The 21184-nt window shown below is 64.0% G+C and carries 17 protein-coding genes and 1 pseudogene; 13 read left to right on the top strand and 5 right to left on the bottom strand.

The genetic code is table 11. From position 1 onward, the window contains the following. Positions 1 to 3: 3 nt before the first annotated feature. Entirely contained in the window at positions 4 to 789 is a 786-nt protein-coding gene (gene eutC, locus GA0061098_RS03295; RefSeq protein ID WP_091953374.1) for an ethanolamine ammonia-lyase subunit EutC, read from the top strand. A 207-nt stretch (positions 790 to 996) separates the two neighbouring features. Then, positions 997 to 3363: an efflux RND transporter permease subunit gene (locus GA0061098_RS03290; protein WP_091953371.1), complete on the top strand. Its 2367-nt coding sequence runs from the start codon at positions 997 to 999 to the stop codon at positions 3361 to 3363. Between the two features lie 28 nt (positions 3364 to 3391). On the opposite strand, the gene GA0061098_RS03285 is transcribed toward GA0061098_RS03290, so the two are convergent. Together GA0061098_RS03285 and GA0061098_RS03280 are read right to left on the bottom strand one after the other, a co-directional pair. Further along, positions 3392 to 4225 carry a hypothetical protein gene (locus GA0061098_RS03285; protein WP_091953369.1) on the bottom strand — a complete coding sequence of 278 codons (834 nt, stop codon included), beginning with the start codon at positions 4223 to 4225 and terminating at the stop codon, positions 3392 to 3394. A gap of 93 nt (positions 4226 to 4318) precedes the next feature. Continuing rightward, complete coding sequence (locus tag GA0061098_RS03280) at positions 4319 to 4816, bottom strand: hypothetical protein (protein ID WP_091953368.1); 498 nt, start codon at positions 4814 to 4816, stop codon at positions 4319 to 4321. Between the two features lie 460 nt (positions 4817 to 5276). Between GA0061098_RS03280 and GA0061098_RS43530 the strand changes: the two genes are divergently transcribed. From GA0061098_RS43530 to GA0061098_RS03235, 9 genes are all read left to right on the top strand, one after another. After that, positions 5277 to 5510 carry a hypothetical protein gene (locus GA0061098_RS43530; RefSeq protein ID WP_028143219.1) on the top strand — a complete coding sequence of 78 codons (234 nt, stop codon included), beginning with the start codon at positions 5277 to 5279 and terminating at the stop codon, positions 5508 to 5510. A 193-nt stretch (positions 5511 to 5703) separates the two neighbouring features. After that, positions 5704 to 6588, top strand: coding sequence for a squalene synthase HpnC (gene hpnC, locus GA0061098_RS03265; RefSeq protein ID WP_091953366.1), 885 nt, complete (start codon positions 5704 to 5706; stop codon positions 6586 to 6588). Beyond that, a complete protein-coding gene (gene hpnD / locus GA0061098_RS03260) occupies positions 6578 to 7417 on the top strand; it encodes a presqualene diphosphate synthase HpnD (RefSeq protein ID WP_091953365.1) in 840 nt (279 codons plus the stop codon). The genes hpnC and hpnD overlap by 11 nt, the downstream gene beginning before the upstream one ends. Next, a complete protein-coding gene (gene hpnE, locus GA0061098_RS03255) occupies positions 7417 to 8673 on the top strand; it encodes a hydroxysqualene dehydroxylase HpnE (RefSeq protein ID WP_091953364.1) in 1257 nt (418 codons plus the stop codon). Before hpnD ends, hpnE begins: the two co-directional genes overlap by 1 nt. A gap of 51 nt (positions 8674 to 8724) precedes the next feature. Then, the gene (gene shc, locus GA0061098_RS03250; protein WP_091953361.1) at positions 8725 to 10707 is read left to right on the top strand and encodes a squalene--hopene cyclase; all 1983 of its coding nucleotides are present in this window, start codon (positions 8725 to 8727) and stop codon (positions 10705 to 10707) included. Then, complete coding sequence (locus GA0061098_RS03245; RefSeq protein ID WP_091953358.1) at positions 10641 to 11453, top strand: phosphorylase; 813 nt, start codon at positions 10641 to 10643, stop codon at positions 11451 to 11453. Before shc ends, GA0061098_RS03245 begins: the two co-directional genes overlap by 67 nt. Positions 11454 to 11577: 124 nt before the next feature. After that, entirely contained in the window at positions 11578 to 11799 is a 222-nt protein-coding gene (locus tag GA0061098_RS43525) for a hypothetical protein (protein ID WP_129590804.1), read from the top strand. Continuing rightward, complete coding sequence (locus GA0061098_RS47385; RefSeq protein ID WP_091953355.1) at positions 11756 to 11938, top strand: DUF7716 domain-containing protein; 183 nt, start codon at positions 11756 to 11758, stop codon at positions 11936 to 11938. The genes GA0061098_RS43525 and GA0061098_RS47385 overlap by 44 nt, the downstream gene beginning before the upstream one ends. A 65-nt stretch (positions 11939 to 12003) precedes the next feature. After that, positions 12004 to 12591 (top strand): SMI1/KNR4 family protein, encoded by a 588-nt coding sequence (locus GA0061098_RS03235; protein ID WP_129590803.1) that lies wholly within the window; start codon positions 12004 to 12006, stop codon positions 12589 to 12591. Between the two features lie 1240 nt (positions 12592 to 13831). On the opposite strand, the gene hpnH is transcribed toward GA0061098_RS03235, so the two are convergent. Both hpnH and ispH read right to left on the bottom strand, forming a co-directional pair. Continuing rightward, positions 13832 to 14992, bottom strand: a complete 1161-nt coding sequence (gene hpnH / locus GA0061098_RS03225; RefSeq protein ID WP_091953349.1) for an adenosyl-hopene transferase HpnH — start codon at positions 14990 to 14992, stop codon at positions 13832 to 13834. A 36-nt stretch (positions 14993 to 15028) separates the two neighbouring features. After that, positions 15029 to 15956, bottom strand: a pseudogene (ispH, locus tag GA0061098_RS03220) (4-hydroxy-3-methylbut-2-enyl diphosphate reductase). 462 nt (positions 15957 to 16418) lie between these two features. On the opposite strand from ispH, the gene hpnN reads away from it, so the two are divergent. Continuing rightward, complete coding sequence (gene hpnN / locus GA0061098_RS03215; RefSeq protein ID WP_091953346.1) at positions 16419 to 19007, top strand: hopanoid transporter HpnN; 2589 nt, start codon at positions 16419 to 16421, stop codon at positions 19005 to 19007. Here hpnN and GA0061098_RS03210 read toward each other — a convergent pair. Beyond that, positions 18975 to 19607 carry a DUF2147 domain-containing protein gene (locus GA0061098_RS03210; RefSeq protein ID WP_165637116.1) on the bottom strand — a complete coding sequence of 211 codons (633 nt, stop codon included), beginning with the start codon at positions 19605 to 19607 and terminating at the stop codon, positions 18975 to 18977. The two genes, hpnN and GA0061098_RS03210, sit on opposite strands and share 33 nt — an antisense overlap. A 141-nt stretch (positions 19608 to 19748) precedes the next feature. Between GA0061098_RS03210 and hpnO the strand changes: the two genes are divergently transcribed. Beyond that, complete coding sequence (gene hpnO / locus GA0061098_RS03205) at positions 19749 to 21140, top strand: aminobacteriohopanetriol synthase HpnO (RefSeq protein WP_091953338.1); 1392 nt, start codon at positions 19749 to 19751, stop codon at positions 21138 to 21140. Positions 21141 to 21184 lie beyond the last annotated feature (44 nt).

The raw sequence follows: 21184 nt of genomic DNA, 5'->3' as shown, positions 1-21184 counted from the left end.
GACATGTCTGATCCGGCCCTGCCGCGCCGTCCGACCCTCGATCTGCGGGCGTTCACGCCCGCGCGCGTGGCGCTCGGGCGCAGCGGCGCGAGCGTGCCGACCAAGGCGCTGCTCGATTTCACGCTCGATCATGCCCGGGCCCGCGATGCCGTGCATGCCGCCTTCGATGCAGCGCGTCTGGTCGCCGATCTCGGCGCGCTAGGCCTTGCCGTCACCGAGGTGAGGAGCCAGGCGGTCGATCGCAGGGACTATCTGCGGCGGCCGGATCTGGGACGACGGCTCGACCCCGGCTCGGCCGAGGTTTTGGCGCGAGCGGCCTCGGCGCCATGCCGGCTTGCGCTCGTGATCGGAGACGGCCTGTCCGCGGCGGCGGTCCACGCCCATGCGGTGGCCCTGGCGAGGCGCCTGCTGCCGCTGCTCGCGGAAGGGGATGATGTCGCGATCGACCATGTCGTCGTCGCCTCAGGCGCGCGCGTCGCGCTCGGCGACGAGATCGGCGCCATTCTCGGCGCGCGCATGGCCCTGATGCTGATCGGCGAGCGGCCAGGCCTGTCCGCGCCCGATAGCCTCGGCGCTTATCTGACCTTTGCGCCGAAGCCTGGCCGCACCGACGCCGAGCGAAATTGCGTGTCCAATATCCACCACGCTGGGTTGAGCTACGACGAGGCCGCCTTCAAGATTGCCTGGCTGGTTCGCGAGGGGCTGGCCCGGCAGGTCAGCGGCGTGGCGCTGAAGGACGAGAGCGCGGACCGCGCGCCGCGTCGAATTGGCACGGCGTTGCCCGAATGACGGGCATCCCCGGCCCAGATCGCCACTTCTTGATCGATTTGGCCACACTTCGCCTGCTTGCGAAAAGACCGGTTCACCTGCTAAACCCCTCGCGGCGATTTTCCGCGCATTTTCAAAGGGCAAGCCTCCCATTTGTATGGCGTTTTCAAGCCGTTCGCGGGGCGCAATAAGCTCTCAGACCGAGCCGATTTAGGAACTGGATAAGGCATGCTCGAAAAGCACAGCGAGAATGAGGTTCATGTCGACAAGGTCGAGCAGGGACCTACGTCCTCGATCGCCTTCGGGCTGGAGCGCATTGGGCTGATCGCCGTCCGGGCGCCGATCGTCTCCTGCATCGTCCTGATCGTCCTGATCGTCGGTGCCGTGTTCGGCATCCACCGGATCAAGATCGACGATTCGCTGTCGCAGCTGTTTCGCTCCGACAGTCGCGAATTCCACCAATATGAAGAGGTCACGAAGAAGTTCCCGGCCGAGGAATTCGACGTCCTCGTCGTGGTCGAGGGCAAGAACCTGCTGGCCCGGAACAATCTGGAGAAGCTGCGCGACTTCGTCACCGATCTGCAACTGGTCGAAGGCACGCGCGGGCTGGTCTCGCTGTTCTCGGCACGCCAGGCGCCGGCGCCGGGCAAGCTGCCGGCGGCGCTGTTCCCGGCCGAACTGCCCGAGGGCGCCGACTACGACAAGTTCATCGAGACCGTCAAAAACAACGAGATCATCCGCGGCAAGCTGTTGTCGGAAGACGGCACGCTGGCGCTGATCGTGCTGTCGCTCGATCCGGAGGTGGTGGCGTCCAGCAAGCTGACCAAGACCGTGGGCGACATCCGCGCGCTGATGAAGGAGGATCTCAGCGACACCGGCCTCAACGTGCAGCTCTCCGGCGTGCCGGTGATGCAGCTCGAGATCCGCAATGCCGTCGAGCGTGACGGGCTGACCTACAACATCCTCGGCATTCTCGCCGGCTGCATCATCGCCATCATCTTCTTCCGCAAGATCTCGTTCATGGTCGCCGCGGCGTTCCCGCCGATGATCGCGATCCTGTTGGCGCTCGGCGCGCTCGGCTGGGCCAATTTCAATCTCAACATGTTCCTGAACGTGATGACGCCGCTCATCATGGTCATCAGCTTCTCGGACTCGATGCAGCTCACCTTCGCCGCGCGCGACCGGCTGATCGCGGGCCAGGACAAGTTCACCGCGTTCAAGAACGCGGTGCTGGTGGTGGGACCGGCCTGCGTGCTGACGCACGGCACCGCCGGCATTTCCTTCATCGCGCTGCAGTTCTCCAACTCGGACCTGATCCGCAAGTTCGGCGAGGCGGGCCTCGCCGCCACCATCATCGCGCTGGTCGCGGTGCTGTCGCTGGTGCCGGTGTTCGGCGTGCTGCTCGTGCGCAACGAGAAGACGTTTGCGGTCAAATTCCAGAGCGCGGATGCCGGCGTCCAGGCGCTGCGCAATTTCTGCTATTGGATCGCGGTGCGCATGGTGGGCCGGCCCGGCCTGTTCAGCCTGATCGCGGTGCTCTTCGTCGGCGGCCTCGGCGTCATCTACGCCAATCTGGAGCCGCGCTACCGGCTTGCCGACCAGGTGCCGGACAAGCGTCAGGCCGTCGCTGCCAGCAACCGGCTCGATGCCAAGCTCACCGGCGCCAACCCGGTCAATGTGCTGATCCAGTTCCCCAAGGGTGAATCGCTCTATTCGCCGGAGACTCTGCAGACCATCGCGGACGTGCATGCGACCGTGGAGAAGGCGGCCGGTGTCGGCAATGTCTGGTCGGTCGAGACCCTGCGCCGCTGGCTTGCGGAAAAGGCCGGCAGCGCCGACGTCGCGACGCTGAAGGAATATGTCAGCGTCATTCCCGAGCATCTGGTGCGGCGCTTCATTGACGCCGAGCAGGACGCGGTCGTGGTCGCCGGCCGCGTGCCGGACAAGGATTCCAGCCAGCTCCTGCCGATCGTCGACAAGCTCGATGCCGAGCTCGACGCCGTCCGCAAGAAGCATCCGGGCTACGAGGTTGCGGTGACAGGCCTTGCCGCGATCGCCGCGCGCAACTCGGCCAGCATGATCGAGAAGCTGAACCGCGGGCTCACCGTCGAATTCGCGCTGGTCGCGATCTTCATCGGCCTTGCCTTCCGCTCCTGGGTGGTGATGTTCGCCTGCATCCTGCCGGGCATCTTCCCGGTGGTGATGTCGGGAACGGTGCTGTGGGCGATGGGCGAGGGCCTGCAATTCGCCAGCGTCGTCGCGCTCACGGTCTCGTTCGGTCTCGGCCTCAGCGCCACCATCCACTTCCTCAACCGCCTCCGGCTCGAGAGCAAGCCGGGCGTCGGCTCCGCGCTCGCGGTGGAGCGCGCGACCGTGCTGGTCGGCCCGGCGCTGATCCTGACCACGGTGGTGCTGGCCTGCGGCCTCGTCGTCACCGTGTTCTCCGACCTGCCGTCGCTCCGGCTGTTCGGCTGGCTCAGCGCCTTCTCGATGGTGATGGCGCTGGTCGCCGACCTCTTCATCCTGCGGCCGACGGCGATGTGGCTGATCAATCTGCACGCCAAGCTGCAGGGGACCGACAAGCCGGCGATCTGAGCGGCGGGGCAGCGAAGGCTGCCCTGCCTCACGCCTCGAGCCGGACGATCCCGTACGGATTGAATTTGAAGTTGTCCTCGGCGTAGTCCTGCTCGTGCGACAGCGTGAGCTTGCGATCGCGCAACGTTGCATCGATCCCGCGCTCGGCCATGGCGTTGGCGATTTCTTCCATCAGCATCACCGCGGACCATTCGTTGCCGAGCGGTTTCGCGACATGGACCTCCGGCAGGCCGACGAGGTGATAGCCGACGGTCTCGTAGTAACGATCGCCGGCAAGCGGGCGCTTGGCGAAGGCAAGACGACAGGCCTTGGTGACGGCGGAGGTTATGCTGAGGCCCTGGCTGGTTATGGCGCCCTTGCGCGCCTGATCCATGAGACTTCGCCACCGCGCGACGCCGTGGGCAATGCCGGCGCTTTCGCCTTTTGCGGCCACGGCGCCCGCGTCGAACATCTCGTCCACGATCTGCAAGGCGGCGGCCGAAAAGGCGGCCGTCTTCTGCTGAGCCATCGGCGGGCCCAGCACGTAGAGGACTGATTTGTGGTTGGCCACGGCCGCTTCGTCGGATGCGGACCATGCCTTCGGGAAGACGCGATCCCAGCACACCCCGAACGACCGCTCCATGTGCGGATCGGGCTTTGCTTGCGAATGGATGCGGTCGATCTCGAAACCGAAATCGGCGATCGTCTCGGCCACCGCCTTCGGCGGTCGCAGCAGGCTTTCATTCTTGCCAAGGAAGCAGAGCACGTGACGCGGCTTCACGGACGAAGGCTGCATGTTCGCTCCCTGCTGATCATTGGCGAAGGCGCGAGTGGCGACGAAGAGCCCGGCGGCCTTGAGCAGATGTCTGCGTATCGGGTCCATCTCGGCAAGTCCGTTCCGGGGGAGTTCATGCCAGCAAAAAGCCCCCGGCTCGCGAGAACCGGGGGCTAATGATTCCATTGAAGCTGGACGAAATCAGCTCTTCGTCATGGTGATGTTGACGCCGCGGATCTCGCCCTTGGAGCTGATCTGCACCGTCTGCTTGGTGCCGTTGGTGCGCAGCGAGAGGTTGGCGGCAAAGCCGTTGGCCTCGACGAACACGTCGATCTGGCCGCCGCCGGCGGTGCCCTGGAGATTGCCGAAGATATTGCGGCTGGACTCGCTCCAATTTCCGGAGATGCGCTCGCCCTGGCTCGTCACGTCGCTGGTGAGGTCGAACTTGTAGCTGTCGGACGCGCAGTGCAGAGCCTGCTTCAAATTGAGGCCGCTGCCGGCGACCTTGTAGTCGGCCTTGCAGCGAATGCGCTCGGTGGAGCCATCGGACAGCGATACCGTGCCGGTGCCGGTCCACGCGCCGTCGAAACCGGCAAAGGGGCCGGACGACTGAGCGTGGCCTGCCGAAACCGAGAAGAGCAGCGCCGCCCCGATGCCGGCCGCTTTGATTGCCAGTCCAGATCGCCCAAAGAATTTCATCTCAAATATCCCGTTTTGGAACGACGCCCGCTTACGCGTGATAACGTCTCGCCACATCGAAAGTTTAGTGCTCCGAGCCAGTGTCAGGTTCAAAGCCCGGCCGCCAGAGATGGCGGTTCACGACGTCTCTCGCCAGACCTGGACCGGTCGATTTGCCCTGTTTCTGCGTGTTTCCGGCGGGAAAGGCGCGGCGGACAGATGCAGCTCTGCAACAGGTATGCAGTAAAACGCAGTGCTTCCGAATTATGACGTAGTATCAATCTCTTACATCTGCCAATGAAGGCGCAGGGAAGACCTGATTTGGTGGGCGTGGCGCCAATTTGGCCGCATTTGCCAGTGCTTGTGCCTTCTCTGAGGCCGCACCTCCCGCGGCGACTTGCCATCAGATCAATCCGTTCCGGTCGTCCGCCCTGTGCAGTCCGGGTCCGGTGCGATTCTGCCGTCAGAATGAAGGAATACAATGCGTAAGCTTCTCGTCGCTCTCACCCTGCTGTCGGCATCCCTTTCGACGGCGGCCTTTGCCCAGGCAGGGCGCGGCACGGACGCCGAGCAGAAGGCCTGCACGCGCGACGTGCAGAAGTTCTGCCGCCCGGTCATCGACCAGGGCGATTTCACCATCCTGGCCTGTCTCAAGGAGAACCGGGCCAAGATCTCGCAGGCCTGCGACCAGGTCCTGAAGACCCACAACCAGTAAGCTCGGCCACTGGCCCACAAAAGGCGGCCTCGGGGCCGCCTTTTCGGGCCCGATCCGTGGAAGGGCAGCCATCGAGAGACAGGATTGGTTTTGCGGCCGTATTCCCCTATATGGGGGCCGCGGCGGATCGCCGGCATGAGCCCGCGCGAGCGAAGAAGCCCTTCCTGTCCAAACGATTGTAAACCAGCCCTCGATGACCTCTGCGAGCGAATTGCGATCCGGTAAAGGTGACCGCGACGAGAATTTTCCCGTCGCGTCCTGGATCATTCATCCGCGTCATCGCGCTCTGATCCTGGCGTATTACAATTTCGTCCGTACCGCCGACGACATTGCCGATCACGCGACCCTGCCGCCCGATCAGAAGCTCGCTTATCTCGACCTGCTCGAGGCGGAGCTTCTCGACAAGGGCGACACCCAGGCTGAGGCTGTCATCCTGCGCCGTGCACTGGCCGAGCGCGGCATGGCGCCGCGCCATGCGCTCGACGTGCTCATCGCGTTCCGCATGGACGTGACCAAGCTGCGCTACGAGAACTGGGACGAGGTCATCCACTATTGCCGTTACTCGGCGATGCCGGTCGGCCGCTTCATGCTCGATGTCCACGGCGAGAGCACCTCGACCTGGGCCGCATCGGATGCGCTCTGTGCAGGCTTGCAGATCAACAATCATCTCCAGGATTGCGGCAAGGATTTTCGCGAGCTCAACCGCGTCTACCTGCCGCGCGATGCGCTGGCAGCACACGGTGCCTCCGTCGAGCAGCTCGGGCTTCCGCAGTCGCCGCCGGCGATGCTGGCCTGCCTGCAGGCGCTCGCCGTGCGCAATGAAGCGCTGCTCGACGAGGGCAGGACGCTCGCTGCGGAGATCCGGGATTTCCGTCTCGGCGTCGACGTCGCGGTGATCCAGGCCTATGCCGACCGCATCGTGCGCCTCTTGAAGGTGCGCGATCCCCTGCGCGAGCGGGTGCACCTGAACAAATTCGAACTGCTCATCTTCAGCCTTGCCGGAATGTTCAGTGAGGCCGGCCGCCGCGCAATTGGACGCAAGGCCATTTCCAGACCGGGGACTGCACATGACGCTTGAGGCGACCTCGCCCGGCGCCAATTATGGCTCGACCGCTTCCGGCAGCTCCTTCTACGCCGCGATGCGCATCCTGCCGCATGACCAGCGCGAAGCGATGTTCCAGATCTACAGCTTCTGCCGGCAGGTCGACGACATCGCCGATTCCGACGGCCCGCGCGCGGAGCGGCTCGCCGCGCTTCAGGAATGGCGCAACGACATCGACGCGCTCTATCAGGGCAATCCGCCGCCGCGGCTGAGGGACTACGTCGGCTCGGTGAAGACCTTCGGCCTCAAGCGCGAGGATTTCCTCGCCATCGTCGACGGCATGGAGATGGACGTGCCGCAGGACATCCGCGCGCCCGACATGGCGACGCTGGATCTGTATTGCGATCGCGTCGCCAGCGCCGTGGGACGGCTGTCGGTGCGGGTGTTCGGCCTGCCGGAAGAGGACGGCATCCAGCTCGCCTATCATCTGGGCCGCGCGCTTCAGCTCACCAACATCCTGCGCGACATCGACGAGGACGCCGGCCTCGGCCGGCTCTATCTGCCGCGCGAGGCGCTGCTGCATGCCGGCATTACCTCCGACGATCCGAACCGCGTGATCGCCGAGCGCGCGCTGCCGAAGGTCTGCCTGCCGCTGACGCAGCGTGCGAAGGCGCATTTCGAGAAGTCGGACGAGATCATGAACCGCAACAAGCGCCGCACGGTGCGCGCGCCGCGGATCATGTCGAAATACTATCATTCCATTCTGGATCTCCTGATTGCGCGCGGCTTCAACGCGCCGCGCCAGCCGGTGCGTGTGTCAAAGGTCACACGTATCCTGATCCTGCTCCGCTACGCTTTCATCTGATGCAAAAGACAGCTCATATCATCGGTGCCGGGATTTCCGGCCTTTCCGCCGCCGTGCGGCTCGCCAATGCCGGCTTCAAGGTCGCCGTGCACGAGGCGACGCAGCAGGCCGGCGGCCGTTGCCGTTCCTATTTCGACGGCGCCACCAATCTCACCATCGACAACGGCAATCATCTGCTGCTGTCGGGCAACAGCCATGCGCGCGATTATGCGCGTTCGATCGGCAGCGAGGCCGGCCTCGTCGGCCCTGACAGCGCACAGTTTCCCTTCGTCGACATCAAGACCGGGCAGCGCTGGCAGATCGATCTCGGCACCGGCCGGCTGCCGACCTGGGTGCTCGACGAAGGCCGCCGCGTGCCCGACACGGGCCTCACCGATTATCTGAAACTGGCGCCGCTGATCTGGGCGTCGGAAGACACATTGGTCGGCAAATCCATTCCTTGCGAAGGCGTGCTCTATCAGCGTCTGGTGCAGCCGCTGCTGCTCGCGGCGCTCAACGTCGATCCGCCCGAGGGCTCGGCCGGGCTTGCCGGCGCCATCGTGCGCGAGACGCTGCTTGCCGGCGGACAGGCCTGCCGTCCCCTGATCGCGCGCGACGGCCTCAGCGCCGTTCTGATCGAGCCCGCCGTGAAGTTCCTGCAGGATCGTGGCCATACCGTTCAGCTCGGCCATGAGCTGCGGTCCTTCACCAGCACTGACGGCAAGGCCAGTGCGCTGAATTTCGGCGGCGAGGATGTCGTTCAGATCGGGGAGGGCGACGTCGTCGTGATGGCGGTGCCGCCGCGTGCTGCTGCGAGCCTGCTGCCTGGCGTGAAGACGCCGACCGAATACCGCGCCATCGTAAATGCGCATTTTCGGATCACACCGCCCCCGGCTTCGGCGCCGATCCTCGGCGTGATCGGCGGCGTCGTGGAGTGGCTGTTCGCGTTCCCGAACCGATTGTCCGTCACCATCAGCAACAGCGACCGTCTGGTCGACATGCCGCGTGAGGAACTCGCGCAGACGATCTGGAACGACGTTTGCAAGGCCGGCGGCGTGTCCGGCGAGTTGCCCCCCTGGCAGATCGTGCGCGAGCGTCGTGCCACATTTGCGGCGACGCCGGCGCAGAATGCCCTGCGTCCGGGGCCGGTCACTGCGCTGAAAAACCTGTTTCTTGCGGGTGATTGGACTGCTACGGGATTGCCTGCAACCATCGAAGGATCGGTCCGGTCCGGTGATCGCGCCGCCGATCTGGTTCTCGCCGCAAAGCGGCCCTGACGGGCAGACATCCCGGCCAATTTCAATCGACTATCGGAGCAATCGAGCGAGATGGATTCCGTGAACGCGACCAGCCGCGAAGCCCTTCAATCGGGCATCTTGCAATCGGGCATCCTGGAATCGAGCATTGCATCGGCGACGCAGGGCGTCCTCGACTTCCAGCAGGCGGACGGCCATTGGGTGTTCGAGCTCGAGGCCGACTGCACGATTCCGGCCGAATACGTCCTGCTGCGCCACTATCTCGCCGAGCCGGTCGATGCCGTGCTCGAAGCCAAGATCGCCAATTATCTGCGCCGCGTGCAGGGCGCCCATGGCGGCTGGCCGCTGGTGCATGACGGCGAGTTCGACATGAGCGCCAGCGTGAAGGCCTATTTCGCGCTGAAGATGATCGGCGATTCCGTCGACGCTCCGCACATGGTGCGTGCGCGCGAGGCCATTCACGCCCGCGGCGGCGCCATCAACAGCAACGTCTTCACGCGCTTCCTGCTTGCGATGTACGGCGTGGTGAGTTGGCGCGCGGTGCCGGTGCTGCCGATCGAGATCGTGCTGCTGCCGTTCTGGTCGCCGTTCCACCTCAACAAGATCTCGTACTGGGCGCGCACCACGATGGTGCCGTTGATGGTGCTCGCAGCGCTGAAGCCGCGCGCGAAGAACCCGAAGGGCGTCGGCATCGACGAGCTGTTCCTGCAGGATCCGCGCTCGATCGGCATGACCGCGAAGGCGCCGCACCAGAGCATGGCCTGGTTCGTGCTGTTTCGCTCGCTCGACGCCGTCTTGCGCGTGATCGAGCCGATGTTCCCGAAGGCCTTGCGCAAGCGCGCCATCGATGCGGCGCTCGCCTTCACCGAGGAGCGGCTCAACGGCGAGGACGGCATGGGCGCGATCTACCCGCCCATGGCCAACATCGTCATGATGTACGACGCGCTCGGCAAGGATGAGAACTTCCCGCCGCGCGCGATCACACGCCGGGGCATCGACAAGCTGCTCGTGATCAAAGACGACGAGGCCTATTGCCAGCCCTGCGTCTCGCCGGTGTGGGACACGACGTTGACGGCGCATGCGCTGCTGGACGCCGGCGGCGACAAGGCGGTGCCGGCGGCCAAGCAGGGCCTCGACTGGCTGATCCCGAAGCAGGAGCTCGAGGTGAAGGGCGACTGGGCCGCGAAGCGGCCCGACGTGCGTCCGGGCGGCTGGGCCTTCCAATACAACAATGCTCATTATCCCGATCTCGACGACACCGCTGTGGTGGTGATGTCGATGGACCGCATGCGCCGGGAGCACGGTGCGACCGGCTACGACGTTGCGATCGACCGCGGCCGGGAGTGGATCGAGGGCATGCAGAGCGACGATGGCGGCTGGGCTGCCTTCGACGTCAACAATCTCGAATACTATCTCAACAACATCCCGTTCTCGGACCACGGCGCGCTGCTCGACCCGCCGACCGAGGACGTCACGGCGCGCTGCATCTCGATGCTGGCTCAGCTCGGCGAGACCGAGAAGACTAGCAAGCACGTGGCTGACGGGGTTGCCTATTTGCGGAAGACCCAGCACCCCGAGGGGTCCTGGTACGGCCGCTGGGGCATGAATTTCATCTATGGAACCTGGTCAGTGCTCTGCGCCCTCAACATGGCCGGGGTGCGCCACGACGACCCCATGATTCGGAAGGCCGCGGACTGGCTGGCCTCGATCCAGAACGAGGACGGCGGTTGGGGCGAGGACGCCGTCAGCTACCGCCTCGATTACCGGGGATGGGAGGCCGCCCCCTCGACCGCCTCCCAAACGGCATGGGCCTTGCTTGCCCTGATGGCTGCAGGCGAGGTTGATCGCCCGGCCGTCGCCCGCGGGGTGGAGTACCTGATTGCAACACAGAACGAAAAAGGACTGTGGGACGAGCAGCGGTACACCGCCACAGGCTTCCCCCGCGTGTTCTATCTGCGGTATCATGGTTACCCAAAGTTCTTTCCGCTGTGGGCACTGGCGCGGTATCGGAACTTGCGGAACACCAACAGCAGGGTGGTAGGGGTCGGAATGTGACTTTGGGGACGGGGGACTATTTTACCGTGGGTAATGCCATCGACCCGCGGCCGATACTGATCGTGACCGGACTGGTTCAGGAGGCCCGCATCGCAGCCGGGCCCGGAATGGCGGTTATTTGTTCATCCAGCAGCCCGACCCAGTTGCGGGCGCTGCTGACGGTGGTGGATCCGGAGACGATTCGCGGCGTGATCTCGTTCGGCGTGGCCGGCGGGCTCGACCCGAGCTTGCGCTCCGGGGACGTCGTGCTGGCGACCGAAGTGCTCGACGGCGACACCCGCTGGGCCGCAGGGCTCTCGCTCGGCGACGAATTGATCGACCGCCTGACCTCGGGCCGTCGCCGCGTGGTGCGCGGCAGCCTCGCCGGTGCCGAGGAAGTGGTCACCAAGCGCGCCTGCAAGGCGGCGCTGCACTCGGAGACGGGCGCTTCGGCTGTCGACATGGAAAGCCACATCGCCGCCGCCTACGCCGCTGAAGCCGGGCTGCCCTTTGCCGCGGTTCGCGTCATCAGCGACCCCGCCCACCGCGCGCTGCCGGCGCTCGCCCGTGCCGCGATCAAGCCGAACGGCCAGATCGACCTCGCGGCCGTGCTGCGCGGCATCGTGCGCAATCCGGCGACGCTGCATGCGCTGGTCTCGACCGGCATCGACTTCAACCGCGCGCTGCGCTCACTGCGCGGCTGCCGGGATTATCTGATCGGCACCGAGATCGTCGAGAGCGAGACGCTGGTGTCGAAGGCGGCCTGAGCGGTTTCCTCGATCGATGAAGATAGGGCCCGGTCGCCATTGGCGTCCGGGCCTTTTCTGTTTTGTGGCCCGATCCAGAACTCGCTTCACCCCGACCGACTGGGTGGAAGACAGATCTGGGGCGGTGGACGAAAGTTTGGTTGCGATGGATATTGATCAAATAGAGAGCTTTCAGGCCGTGGTCGCAACGATCATGAACCGCTCTGCCCGTGCGTGGGTCTATCTTCCGAGTGGCAGGACATGGAGTTTAGATTCGGAATCCGCGACGTTGGAAAGCGACGAGGTGCCACCAGAATTGGAAGATGAGCCAGATGCCGGGATCCCTCAATTCGCAAAAACGACATGATCTCATGCAGGTGATGCCCGTAACAACCCTGCAAGACATCGTATCCAATGTGCGCCAGCAAAGGCCTGACGCTAGCCTGGACGAACTATTCGCGGCTTTCGTTTTCTATTTCGAAAATGATGCATTTATGGAGCTGTAATCGCGGAGAGCTCGGCAGTTCGTGAGCCTTTTTTCGTTCGCACCGCGCCGGACGCTGCTCATACAGTGACATCGCTGGGCTGCATCAACTGCGATGTGACCGCTCTTATCCTCCAGGGTATTCGTTGGATGTCGCTTGAGTCACTCGCGCGCAAACTGGTGCCGCCACTCCATCCTTTGGAAGCATCAGGCAACTCGGCTTCCATTGAAGGCGCCATGGGCGTGGCGCTCCCAAATGACTTCAAGCAATTCGTAGGTGCCTACGGAAGTGGTGTGATCGGAGACTTCCTGACGATTCTAAATCCCTTCTCCACAAGACCCGGGCTAAATCTGCCGCAGCAGTCCAGGCGGCAGTTGGACGTGCTGCATGCTTTGCAGGACACGTTCGGCGAACAGGTCCCGTTCGAGCTGTACCCAATTGAAGGCGGGCTATTGCCCATAGGCATCACGGACAATGGAGATGTCATCCATTGGCTCACAAGTGGCGGTGCAGCCGATTGGACTGTTGTCGTGAACGAGGCCCGCAGTCCGGACTACGAACATTTTCCATGTTGCCTGACGCAATTCATCGAGGGCGTCATCGAAAGATCGATCCGCTGTCGGGCATTTCCGCGCTCGATTTTTCAAGCTCCTCCCGCATTCCGCAGCTTGTGATCCCGCGCGCGAACAAAAGAAAAAGGCAAGCACGCGAGATCTTTTATCCTGCATGAGGCGACCGATGTCTTCGACCGAGCCGCGCTGCTGCTGTGCATGGGGTTGTTTTCGAAACGCTGCAGGAAGAAATCCATTAGGGCACGCAGGGTGCCGTGCGATGATTCCGGGTTCGCGCTGCGCGCGCCCCGGAATGACGGCGAGAGGGGCGGCAAGCGGCTGGTAAAAATGACCCGTCGGGCAAAACACCAGAACACCCGTCAATCCCTCCTCGCAAAAATATTCTACTTTCCAGAATTTCGGATTTGTGGCATAGAGCGGGTCATCCCGGCCCTCCCAGAGGGGCGCTTCGCGATCGTCACGAGATGCGGGCCGGGGTGCGGTGGACGCGGCAGCGCCGGCGCGAAAGGCGATGACAGGGCGGGCAACCGTGAGTCATGCGCATCGCGGGACGAACGGCGCGGTCACAGCGGTTTCGGTCGTCGTCGGAGGCGAGCACACGCGAGCCCCCGGCGATCAGGCCAGACCGTCCGCGGACGGAGAAGTCGTGTGGTCCTGACGCCCGCAGGCTGGCGTCAAGCCTTGCGGTGATGCGGCGGCCCGACCGGGCGCGCATCGATCAGCCGCAAAGGCGACGGGGGCAACAGTGCAACGCTCCCCGAGGAGAGCACGAAGGACACCGTTAAAACCATCCGCGCAGGGAAGGCCGGGCGACCGGCAACACCTGTGATCCACCCCGTGTGCGTTTTCCATGCACGCGGACCGCGGGTGCCGCCGGCGCCCGGCCTTCCCTGCGCCCTCTGGCTTTCATGGGGCGTGAACGAGACGCATAGCCCGGGCAAATGCACCGCGGGAATGCGAAGGTGTGTCTGCGATGAAGAGCGCTGATGGAGAAGCAAGCTGCTGCCGCGCGCTCCGTCATTGCGAGCGCAGCGAAGCAATCCAGACTGTCTCCCCGGAAAGATCCTGGATTGCTTCGCTGCGCTCGCAATGACGGCGAGAGAGAATGACTCGATCTCCTCTCGTGCCCCGGACGCAGCGCAGCGTCCCTTCGACGATGCGCTGCAGAGCCGGGGCCCATGCATCGACACGGCACGCGGCTGCTGGGTCCCGGCTCTGCGCAGCAGCGCAAAGAGCGCTGCAGCGCGTCCGGGACACGGGCCGCTCGTCTGACGGCGCACAAGACAAAGGCCCGGTCGCGTTCGCGATCGGGCCTTTCTCGGTTGTAAGTATGATTGGCGCTTTACGCCGCCGTCGAAGCCTTCTGTGCGGCCTTCGCCTGCGCGGCCTCGGCCTCGTCCTTGCGAATCTCCGACAGGCGCTTCTGCACTTCCGCCGAGAAGATGTACTGCGCCGGGCGCTGCTTGCTCATGTCGATCTCCGGCGCCATCGGGCCCGAGGTCTTGATGCCGCGCAGCGACACCCACATCGCCTTCAGCGGGTTGTTGAGGGCTGCGGTCGCCGCGGTCGGCTCGTAGCCGCAATGGGCCATACAGTCGGCGCACTTCTCGTACTTGCCGGTGCCGTAGGTCTCCCAGTCGGTGGTGTCCATCAGCTCCTTGAAGGTCTTGGCGTAGCCTTCACCGAGCAGGTAGCAGGGCTTCTGCCAGCCGAAGATGTTGCGCGCGGGCATGCCCCAGGGCGTGCACTCGTATTCCTGGTTGCCGGCGAGGAAGTCCAGGAACAGGCCGGAATGCATGAAATTCCACTTCTTGCCCTTGCCCATCGCAAAGACGTCGCGGAACAGCTTCTTGGTCTTGGTGCGGTTGAGGAAGTGCTCCTGGTCCGGCGCGCGCTCATAGGCGTAGCCGGGCGACATCGAGACGCCGACACCGAGCTCGACGGTGAGGTCCAGGAACTTCGCGATCTCCTCGGCCGGGTGGCCGTCGAAGATGGTGGCGTTGACGTTGACGGTGAAGCCGCGCGCCTTGGCCGCCTTGATCGCCGAGACGGCGCGGTCGAACACGCCCTTCTGCGACACCGCCTTGTCGTGATGGTCCTTCAGGCCGTCGAGATGCACGGAGAAGAACAGATACGGGGAGGGCTCGAACAGATCGAGCTTCTTCTCGAGCAGCAGCGCGTTGGTGCAGAGCGAGACGAACTTCTTGCGCTCAACGAGGCCGCGCACGATCTCGCCGATCTCCTTGTGGATCAGCGGCTCGCCGCCGGGAATGGCAACCATCGGCGCGCCGCACTCGTCGGCCGCGTCCCAGCACTCCTGCGCCGTCATGCGGCGGTTGAGGATCGCATCCGGATAATCGATCTTGCCGCAGCCGACGCAGGCGAGGTTGCAGCGAAACAGCGGCTCCAGCATCAGCACGAGCGGATAGCGCTTGCGGCCAAGCAGTTTCTGCTTGAGCAAATAGCCGCCGATACGCATTTCCTTGAAGAAGGGGATAGCCATTACAAAGTTTCTTTCTGGGCTTGGAATTCGGGTGGGTCAGCTCGCAGCCAATTGGGCCGGAAGCCGGAATTCGATGTTTTCCTCGCGGCCCGGCAACACCTGGACCTTGACCGGTCCGATTCGCCGCATCGCTTCGATCACGTCATCCACGAGTACCTCGGGCGCCGAAGCGCCGGCCGTGATGCCCGACGGTCCTGGCATTTTTCAACCACTCCGGATTGAGCTCGCTGCCGTCGGCAATCAAATAACTCGCGACGCCGGCTTCGGTGCCGATTTCGCGAAGCCGGTTCGAATTCGAGCTATTGGCAGCGCCCACCACCAAGATCACGTCGACCAGCTTGCTCAAGTCCCTTACCGCAGATTGGCGGTTCTGTGTCGCATAGCAGATATCCCGGATATCCGGACCTTGAATATCTGTAAAGCGGGTCTGAAGGGCCGCGATGATATCCTTGGTGTCGTCGACCGACAGGGTGGTCTGGGTGATGTAGGCCACTGGCGTATCGGCCGGCAGCGTCAGGGCCGTAACCTCTTGAACGCTTTGGACAAGCAGCACGGGGGCGGGAACCTGGCCCATCGTGCCCTCGACCTCGGGGTGGCCGGCATGGCCGATCAGGATCAGCGTGCGGCCTTTGGTGATGTAACGCTTCCCCTGATTGTGAACTTTCGTGACCAGGGGGCAGGTGGCATTGAGCACGGGAAGGTCGCGCGCGGCGGCCTCTTCCTCGACGCTGCGGGCGACGCCGTGAGCGCTGAAGACCGTTACCGCCTTCGGCGGCACCTCGGACAGCTCCTCGACGAAGATAGCGCCTTTGTTCTTCAGGCTCTCGACCACGTATTTGTTGTGCACGATCTCATGGCGCACGTAGACGGGCGGGCCGTACTTCTCCAGCGCCCGTTCCACGATCTCGATCGCACGCACCACGCCCGCGCAGAAGCCGCGCGGTTGCGCCAGATAAACTTCCATTGGACGCCCATCACGCAAGTTGCACCAATCCGCTTCGTAAGTTCCGGCGGCACCCCGATACTGACCAATGCGTTGCAATATCCGCACCATTGGTCCGCGCACGCGGTAGCCACCCACCCCCGTCGGGGCTCCGGCGCATGGAGGCGCAATACTTTGTGTCAAAAAATCGGCGGTAAGGAAAGGCCGAATGGACCTGAGTTCCCTGCTAGGCCAATTTTACGGTATTATAGTAGAGAGGTGGGTGTATGCAAGCCAGCGACATCAGTGACCAGCCCTTCGTCACTTTCCCGCCTCAACTCCCCGGCTATACCCACCGCCCCGCTTGATTTTGCCACGGTCTGCCGCCGTTTACCTCGAACCTTCTGGCGGCGAGAGCCTCTCAAAACAGCAATAGGTTTCGCCCGGGAACTCCGATAAACAGCGGGCGTTTCCGGCAAGCTGTTAACCGCAGAAAGAAAAGAAGTGCTGCAAAGCGTAGTCGTTGCCATCGTCAGGGCCTGCACCCGGTTTGCCTCCCTCGTCGTCGTTCTCGGGCTCCTGCTGTCGGTGGGAGCGGGCTATTACGCTGCGCGCCACTTCGCCATCAACACCGACATCAATTCGCTGATTTCCCAGAATCTCGACTGGCGCAAGCGTGACCAGCAGTTCGACAAGGCGTTCGATCAAAACGAAACAATCCTCGCTGTGGTCGAGGCCCGGACCCCGGAGATGACGAGCGCCGCGGCGGACGCGCTCTATGCCAGGCTGAAGGACGACAAGACCAACTTCCAGTCCCTGCAGCAACTCGGCAGCGGCGAGTTCTTCGAAAAGAACGGACTGTTGTTTTTGCCGACCGAAGAGGTCGGCAAGATCACCAGCCAATTCGAATCTGCAGCGCCCCTGATCGAGATCATGGCTGGCGATCCCTCGATCCGCGGCCTGACCGGTGCGCTGGAGACGGGACTTGCCGGCGTCAAGCGCGGCCAGGTCAAGCTCGACAACACCGAGCGTCCTTTCAACCTGATCGCGCAGACGGTCGAGACCGTGCTCAACAAGGGCAATGCGAGCTTCTCCTGGCGCGAGCTCGTCAGCGACGAGCCGCTGAAGGATTCGGACAAGCGCGCCTTCATCGAGTTCAAGCCGATCCTCGACTACAACGCGCTGGAGCCCGGCAAGGATGCCACCGACGCGATCCGCAAGGCCGCAGTGGATCTGGATTTTGCGACCAAATACCAGGCGCGGGTGCGGCTGACCGGCCCGGTGCCGATCGCCAACGAGGAATACGCGACAGTCCAGGAAGGCGCCGTCGTCAACGGCGTCGGCACGGTGCTCGTCGTGCTGCTGATCCTGTGGCTGGCGCTGCATTCGTCGAAGATCATCTTCGCGGTCTTCGTCAATCTTTTCGTCGGCCTCGCGCTGACGACCGCCGCCGGCCTGATGATGGTCGGATCGTTCAATCTGCTGTCGATCGCGTTCGCGGTGCTCTTCGTCGGCCTCGGCGTCGATTTCGGCATCCAGTACAGCGTCCGCTACCGCTCGGAGCGCTACAAGCACAACGATCTCCCAGGCGCGCTGGTGCTGGCCGCGAAGCGCTCGGCGGTGCCGCTGTCGCTCGCGGCGATGGCGACCGCGGCCGGCTTCCTTTGCTTCATGCCAACCGACTACAAGGGCATCGCGGAACTCGGCCAGATCGCCGGCGTCGGCATGCTGGTGGCGTTCCTCTCCTCGATCACCGTTCTGCCGGCCATGCTGAAGCTGCTGAACCCGCCCGGCGAGAAGGAGCCGGTTGGCTACGCCTTCCTGGCGCCGCTCGATCACTTTCTGGAGAAGCACCGCGTGCTGGTCGTGGGCGGCACGCTGCTGCTGGCGCTCGCCGGCCTGCCGCTGCTCTATTTCATGAAGTTCGACTTCAACCCGATGAATCTGCGCAACCCGAGGGCGGAATCGATCGCGACCTTCCTCGACCTGCGCAAGGATCCCAACACCGGCGCCAATGCCATCAACGTGATGACCACGTCCGAGGAGCAGGCGAAGCAGGTCGAGGCGAAGCTGGAGAAGGTCCCCGAGGTGCTGCGGGTGATGTCGCTCAACAGCTTCGTGCCCCAGGATCAGCCGCCGAAGCTGAAGCTGATCGCGCAGGGCGCCAAGGTGCTGAACCCCGCACTCAACCCTGATCAGATCGATGCGGCGCCGACCGACAAGGAAAACGTCGAGGCGCTGAAATCCTCGGTCGACAATCTGCGCCGGACCGCGGGCGATGCGAAGGGGCCGGGCTCGATCGCCTCGCGCCGTCTGGCAGACGCGCTCGAAAAGCTCGCCAATGGCGACGAGGCCACGCGCAACAAGGCGCAGGACGTGTTCGTCACGCCGATGAAGATCGTGTTCGACCAGCTCAGGAACGCGATGCAGGCCGGGCCCGTCACCCTGAGCTCACTGCCGCCCGATCTCGTCAGCGCCTGGAAGAGCAAGGACGGCATCATCCGCGTCGAGGCGCTGCCCAAGGGCGATCCCAACGACAACGACACGCTGCGCAAATTTGCGGCGGCGGTGCTCGTTGCCGAGCCGACCGCGATCGGCGGGCCGGTCTCGATCCTGAAATCAGGTGACACCGTGGTGCGGGCGTTCATTCACGCCGGCATCTACGCGCTGCTGGTGATTGGCCTCTTGCTGTGGATCACGCTACGCCGCTTCGTCGACGTGCTGATGACGCTGGTGCCGCTCCTGGTTGCCGGCGCGGTGACGCTCGAGATCTGCGTGTTGATCGGCCTGCCGCTCAACTTCGCCAACATCGTCGCGTTCCCGCTGCTGCTCGGCGTCGGCGTCGCCTTCAAGATCTACTATGTCGTGGCATGGCGCTCGGGCAGGACAAACCTGCTCCAGACCAGCCTGACGCGCGCGATCTTTTTCAGCGCACTGACGACGGCGACCGCGTTCGGCAGCCTGTGGCTGTCCAGCCATCCCGGCACGTCCAGCATGGGCAAGCTGCTGGCACTCTCGCTGGTGACGACGCTCGCCGCCGTGCTGCTGTTCCAGCCAGCCCTAATGGGCAAACCCCGCAATCTCAGGGAGTAGGCAGATGTCGCCGACCGGGTCGGCGGCCGCTTTCTGACCCGGCTTTGTGGGGGCGGTGGCGCTTTTTGGGGCCGCCGGCGCCGGCGCCGCTGTCGCGCCCATCGTGCCCTGAGCCTTCGGCGCCGCGCCGGTGGGCTTGGGCGCGCCCTTGGCCATGGCATTGGCGGTGCTCAAGGGGATCGGCGGGCCGACCCGGGTCCAGGTCTCGCCGCCGCAGAGGAAGCCCATTACGCAGCCCTTGATTTCGAGCTGGTCGGCGCCGGACGGCGTGATGGTCGCGCTATAGAGCTGGCCGTCCTTGGCGTTGTAGACCTGCCCTTCCCACTGATCGACGCCGGGCTTCTTCTTCATGTCGATCAGCGTCGCCATGCCCAGCGTCGGTCTGGTCTTTTTCGAGGCATCCGGATTGTTCTCGTCGCGGCCGCCGGGCTGCTTTTCCCAGGAAACGGCGCCCCACATGCTGCCATTGCATTGGGCGACGCGAATGTTGGCGACGCCGTCGGCAACTCGCCAGTCGCCGGTGGGATCGGCGGCGAGCGCCGGGGTCAGGCAGGTGTAACCGCCAGCCAGTATTAGTCCGGTGTAAAGGGATAAACGCATGATAGTTCCTTGGCAGTGCAACATGGGCTAAAGCTGTGCTTGCGAAGATGGTCCGAAAAAGGGCAAAAGGCCGCACAGACCGTTTTCAGTAACGGTCCCTTTTCAGTTGACGAGACGGCCCTCAACCGAAGTATGTAACGGATGCACAGCCCAAATCCAGACATGTCTGAGCTTTTCGCGGACCGTCAGGCCCAGCGCAGCACCCTGCATAATCGGTATCTGAACGAGCAGTTCGTTCGGGTTCTCAAGACCATCGGCTACGATGTCGGCTTCCAGAAGGGGCAGGGGCAGTATCTCTACGATCGCGACGGCGCGCGCTATCTCGACCTGTTGTCCGGCTTTGGCGTGTTTGCGATCGGGCGCAATCATCCGGTCATGCGCGACGCGCTCAAGAGCGTGCTCGATGCCGACCTGCCCAACCTCGTCCAGTTCGACGTCTCCGTGCTCGCCGGCGTGCTCGCCGAGCGGCTGCTGAAATATGTCCCCTATCTGGACAAGGCGTTCTTCGCCAATTCCGGCGCCGAATGCGTCGAAGCCGCGATCAAGTTCGCGCGCGGCGCCACCGGCCGCCCCGGCATCGTCTACTGCGCCCACGGCTATCATGGCCTGACCTATGGCGCGCTGTCGCTGACGGGTGATTCGAACTTCCGCACCGGCTTCGAGCCGCTGCTGCCGGGCTGCACCTCGATCCCGTTCAACGATCTGGCCGCGCTGGAAAAGGCGCTGGCCTCGCGTGAAGTCGCGGCGTTCGTGGTCGAGCCGATCCAGGGCAAGGGCGTCAACATGCCCACCGACGAGTTCCTGCCGGGCGCGGCCGCGCTCTGCAAGAAATACGGCACGCTGTTCGTCGCCGACGAAATCCAGACCGGCATGGGCCGCACCGGCCGCTTCCTCGCGGTCGAGCACTGGAACGTCGAGCCCGACATGGTGCTGCTGTCGAAGTCGCTGTCGGGCGGCCACGTGCCGGTTGGCGCGGTGCTGACGCGCAAGGCCATCTTCGACAAGATCTTCAACCAGATGGACCGCGCTGTGGTGCACGGCTCCACCTTCTCCAAGAACGACCTCGCGATGGCCGCAGGCATCGCGACGCTGGACGTGATGGAGTCCGAGAAGCTGATCGAGTCCGCCGCCAAGCGCGGCGCCGAGCTGCGCCTGGCGCTGACGCGCATGGTGCCCGGCTACGAGCTGCTGAAGGAAGTGCGCGGCAAGGGCCTGATGATCGGCATCGAGTTCGGTCCGCCGAAGTCCCTGCGGCTGCGCGCCTCCTGGAACGTGCTGGAGACAGCCAACAAGGGCCTGTTCTGCCAACTCATCACCGTGCCGCTGTTCAAGGACCACAAGATCCTGACCCAGGTCGCCGGTCACGGCAGCCACACCATCAAGCTGCTGCCGCCGCTCACCATCACCGAGGAAGACTGCAACTGGATCGAAAAGGCGTTCGACGACGTCATCGCCGGCAGCCACAAGGTCCCCGGCGCGATCTGGTCGCTCGGCAAGACGCTTGTGGACAACGCGGTGCGACGGTCGGCCTGAATTCGGCCGAGCCATTTCGGCAATCGTCATTGCGAGCGAAGCGA

The sequence above is a fragment of the Bradyrhizobium shewense genome (assembly GCF_900094605.1).
GTDB classification, from domain to species: Bacteria; Pseudomonadota; Alphaproteobacteria; order Rhizobiales; family Xanthobacteraceae; genus Bradyrhizobium; species Bradyrhizobium shewense.
Note: the sequence above shows the minus strand (reverse complement) of the source record. Positions and strands in the feature narration are given on the sequence as shown.